The sequence below is a fragment of the Streptomyces niveiscabiei genome (assembly GCF_001419795.1).
Classification (GTDB): Bacteria; Actinomycetota; Actinomycetes; order Streptomycetales; family Streptomycetaceae; genus Streptomyces; species Streptomyces niveiscabiei.
This window is the reverse complement of the sequence record NZ_LIRL01000041.1, coordinates 1-3,431: the sequence shown is the minus strand read 5'-3', so window position 1 is coordinate 3,431 and position 3,431 is coordinate 1. Positions and strand designations below refer to the sequence as shown.

At 71.3% G+C, this 3,431-nt stretch carries 4 protein-coding genes and 1 tRNA gene; 4 read left to right on the top strand and 1 reads right to left on the bottom strand.

Annotated features, from left to right (window positions below; genetic code table 11):
* The 4 genes from AOK24_RS02750 to AOK24_RS02735 form a co-directional block, all read left to right on the top strand.
* A partial coding sequence (locus AOK24_RS02750; protein ID WP_055718436.1) for an LCP family protein occupies positions 1-1,339 on the top strand: 1,339 nt, incomplete at its 5' end.
* A 75-nt stretch (positions 1,340-1,414) separates the two neighbouring features.
* Positions 1,415-1,852 carry a ribosome silencing factor gene (gene rsfS, locus AOK24_RS02745; protein ID WP_055718435.1) on the top strand — a complete coding sequence of 146 codons (438 nt, stop codon included), beginning with the start codon at positions 1,415-1,417 and terminating at the stop codon, positions 1,850-1,852.
* Positions 1,849-2,520, top strand: a complete 672-nt coding sequence (locus AOK24_RS02740) for a histidine phosphatase family protein (protein ID WP_055718437.1) — start codon at positions 1,849-1,851, stop codon at positions 2,518-2,520. The genes rsfS and AOK24_RS02740 overlap by 4 nt, the downstream gene beginning before the upstream one ends.
* A 98-nt stretch (positions 2,521-2,618) precedes the next feature.
* Positions 2,619-2,691, top strand: a tRNA-Ala gene (locus AOK24_RS02735).
* On the opposite strand, the gene AOK24_RS44940 is transcribed toward AOK24_RS02735, so the two are convergent.
* Positions 2,673-3,431 (bottom strand): helix-turn-helix transcriptional regulator (locus AOK24_RS44940; RefSeq protein ID WP_107103883.1); only part of this gene is annotated, 759 nt, incomplete at its 5' end. The two genes, AOK24_RS02735 and AOK24_RS44940, sit on opposite strands and share 19 nt — an antisense overlap.

The window sequence follows — 3,431 nt, the reverse complement described above, 5'->3', positions numbered from 1 at the left end:
CACCCCCGCCGAGGAGGAGGCCCCGCAGGCCCCCGCCGAGGACGCCCCCGCCGAGGAGCAACGGGAGTACAAGACCGAGCAGTTCGCGTTCGTCGAGGAGCCGAGTGCCGACTCCGAGGACGTCATCGACTGGCTGAACTTCACCGAGAACCGCACGGAGCGCCGCGAGGAGGCCAAGCGGCGCGCGAAGAGCCGGCTCGTCGCGCTCGTCGTCGTCCTCGCGCTGGCCGCCGTCGGCGGGCTCGGCTACCTCGCGTACGCGGGCAAGCTCCCCGGCCTGTCCTCCTCGGACGGCAAGGCCACCACCGCGACCGGCGGCGCCGCGCAGAAGCGGGACGTCGTCGTCGTCCACCTCCACGACACCGCGAAGGGCGGCACCTCCTCGCTGCTGCTGGTCGACAACACGACCGCGAAGCGGGGGACGACGGTCCTGCTGCCGAACTCCCTCGTCGTGACCACGGACGACGGGAACAGCACGACGCTCGCGAAGTCCGTGGACGACGACGGCTCGGCGGGCACCCGGGACGCGCTGGACACCGTCCTCGGCACGAGCATCGAGGGGACCTGGCGCCTGGACACCCCCTACCTCCAGAACCTCGTCGACCTGGTCGGCGGCATCGAGATCGACACCGACACGACCGTCCCCGACCCGGCCGCCAAGAAGGGCGCCGAGGCGCTGGTCAACAAGGGCGAGAAGCAGTCGCTCAGCGGCAAGATGGCCGTCGCGTACGCCACGTACCGGGGCGAGGAGGAGACGCAGGACGCCCAGCTCGCGCGGTTCGGGCAGGTCATGCAAGGGGTGCTGCGCAAGGTCTCCTCCGACGCGCAGGCCGCGACGATCACCGTCCAGACCCTCGCGCAGATCCTCGACCCGTCCCTCACGGACAAGGACCTCGGCGCCTTCCTCGCGAACCTCGCCACCCTCGCCAAGGGCGGCGACTACAAGACCGACACCCTGCCCGTCCAGAAGGACGGCACGCTCAGCGCCGAGGCCAGCGGCGAGGTCGTCAAGGACGTCCTCGGCGGTACGGCCAAGAGCCCCGACCCCGGCGCCGCCGTCCGCGTCTCCGTGCAGAACGCCACCGGGAAGCGGGCCGACTCCGAGGACGCCCGCGTCGTCCTGCTCAACGGCGGCTTCACCGTCCTCGACGGCGGCACCGCCACCTCGACCGCCGCCACCTCGTCCGTCACCTACAGCGACGACGCCGACAAGAACAACGCCACCGAGGTCGCCAAGACCCTCGGCCTGGCCGACGGCGCCGTCAGGAAATCCACGGCCGCCTCCGGCGGGGACGTCACCGTGATCCTCGGGAAGGACTACAAGCGGTCGGCGTCCTGATATTTATCGCGTGAGCGGGCTCGGCCGGCCGTGAGACCCTTGACAGGTAACCGACCGTCTAGGGAAAGCCGTGCAGTGACCGCCACCGACCGCTCTGTCCAGCTCATCTCGGCCGCCGCTCAGGCCGCGGCCGACAAGCTCGCGCACGACATCATCGCCTACGACGTGAGCGATGTGCTCTCCATCACGGACGCCTTCCTGCTCGCGTCGGCCCCCAACGACCGCCAGGTCAAGTCGATCGTCGACGAGATCGAGGAGCGGCTCAGCAAGGAGCTGGGCGCCAAGCCGGTACGCCGCGAGGGCGACCGCGAGGCGCGCTGGGTGCTGCTGGACTACGTCGACATCGTCGTCCACGTCCAGCACAGCGAGGAGCGGGTGTTCTACGCGCTGGAGCGGCTCTGGAAGGACTGCCCCGAGCTCGACCTGCCCGAGGACGCCAAGGCGACCCGCGGCAAGGGCGAGGAACACGCCAAGCTCCAGGCCGCCGAGGACAGCGCCGGCGGTGAGTGGTGAGCGCCACGGGTGAGGTCGCCGACGGCAGGCCCGGGCGGGGCCGCCGGGTCATCCTGTGGCGGCACGGCCAGACCGCGTGGAACGTGGAACGCCGCTTCCAGGGCACCACGGACGTCGCCCTGACGGAGACCGGCATCGCCCAGGCCCGCCGCGCCGCCCGCCTGCTGGCCTCCCTCCGGCCGGACGCCATCGTCGCCTCCGACCTCTCCCGAGCCGCCGACACGGCCGCCGAACTCGCCGCGCTCACCGGCCTCGACGTCACCCACGACGAGGCGCTGCGCGAGACGTACGCGGGCGTCTGGCAGGGGCTGACCCACGAGGAGATCGTCACGCGGTACGGCGCCGAGTACACCGCGTGGAAGCGCGGCGAGGCGGTCCGGCGGGGCGGCGGCGAGCTGGAGACCGAGGTCGCCGACCGGGCCGCCCCCGTCGTCCTGCGGCACGCCGAGAAGCTGCCCGACGACGGCACGCTCGTCGTCGTCAGCCACGGCGGCACGATCCGCACCACCATCGGGCGCCTCCTCGGGCTCGACTCCGGGAACTGGGAGTCCCTCGGCGGGCTCTCCAACTGCTGCTGGTCCGTCCTCGGCGAGGGCGCCCGCGGCTGGCGGCTCCTGGAACACAACGCCGGAACCCTCCCGGAACCCGTCCTCGGCGACGACGACTGACCGTCCCCGGCGGCCCGCACCCCGGATTTCACTTTCCGGCAGGTCGCAGGCTAAAGTTCTTCTTGTTCGCCCGGCCAGACGGAACGGGAAGAACACAAGGGGCTATAGCTCAGTTGGTAGAGCGCCTGCATGGCATGCAGGAGGTCAGGAGTTCAATTCTCCTTAGCTCCACTCCTCAAGATCCCGTCCCCGGTGGGGGCGGGATTCTTTGTCGTCAGCCGCCTTGTCCGCTCCGCCGATTCCTCGTCGCTCGGTGTGTAGACGACGATCCGGCACTCCGGCATCCCGTCGATCGACAGGGACATGGACGTCATGCGGAGTTCGCCGAAGCCGCAGCCGCGGAAGACCTTCACGCGGCGGCCGGGTTCCACGACGTCGCCGGACTTCCAGAGGCGGGCGAACATCTCGCTGGCCGCGGACAGGCGCTGGACGAACCCCTCCCAGGCCGGCTCACCGGCGTGCAGGCCGTACGCGGAGCGCAGCGTGGCGACCATGACCGGGAGTTCCTTGTCCCGGAAGGCGAGGGGGCACTCGCCGTCCCGGGCGGTGAACAGGCGCCACAGGGCGTTGGGCACGCCCTCCTCGGAGCGGAGGAACAGGGTGCGGTACGGGGCGTTGGCGGCGAGGATGTCGTAGCGGGCGTTGTAGACCACCGCCGGGCGCGGGGCGAGGGCGTCGAGGATGCCCTGGACCTCCGGGGTGACGCAGCGGACCTCGGTCTCCGGGTGGGCCGTGAACGGGACTTCCGCGAGGTGGTAGAGGTGCTCGCGCTCGGGCTGGTCGAGGCGCAGGGTGCGCGCGATCGCGTCCAGGACCTGCGCGGAGGCGTTGATCGGGCGGCCCTGTTCCAGCCACGTGTACCAGGTGACGCCGACGCCGGAGAGCTGGGCGACCTCCTCGCGGCGCAGGCC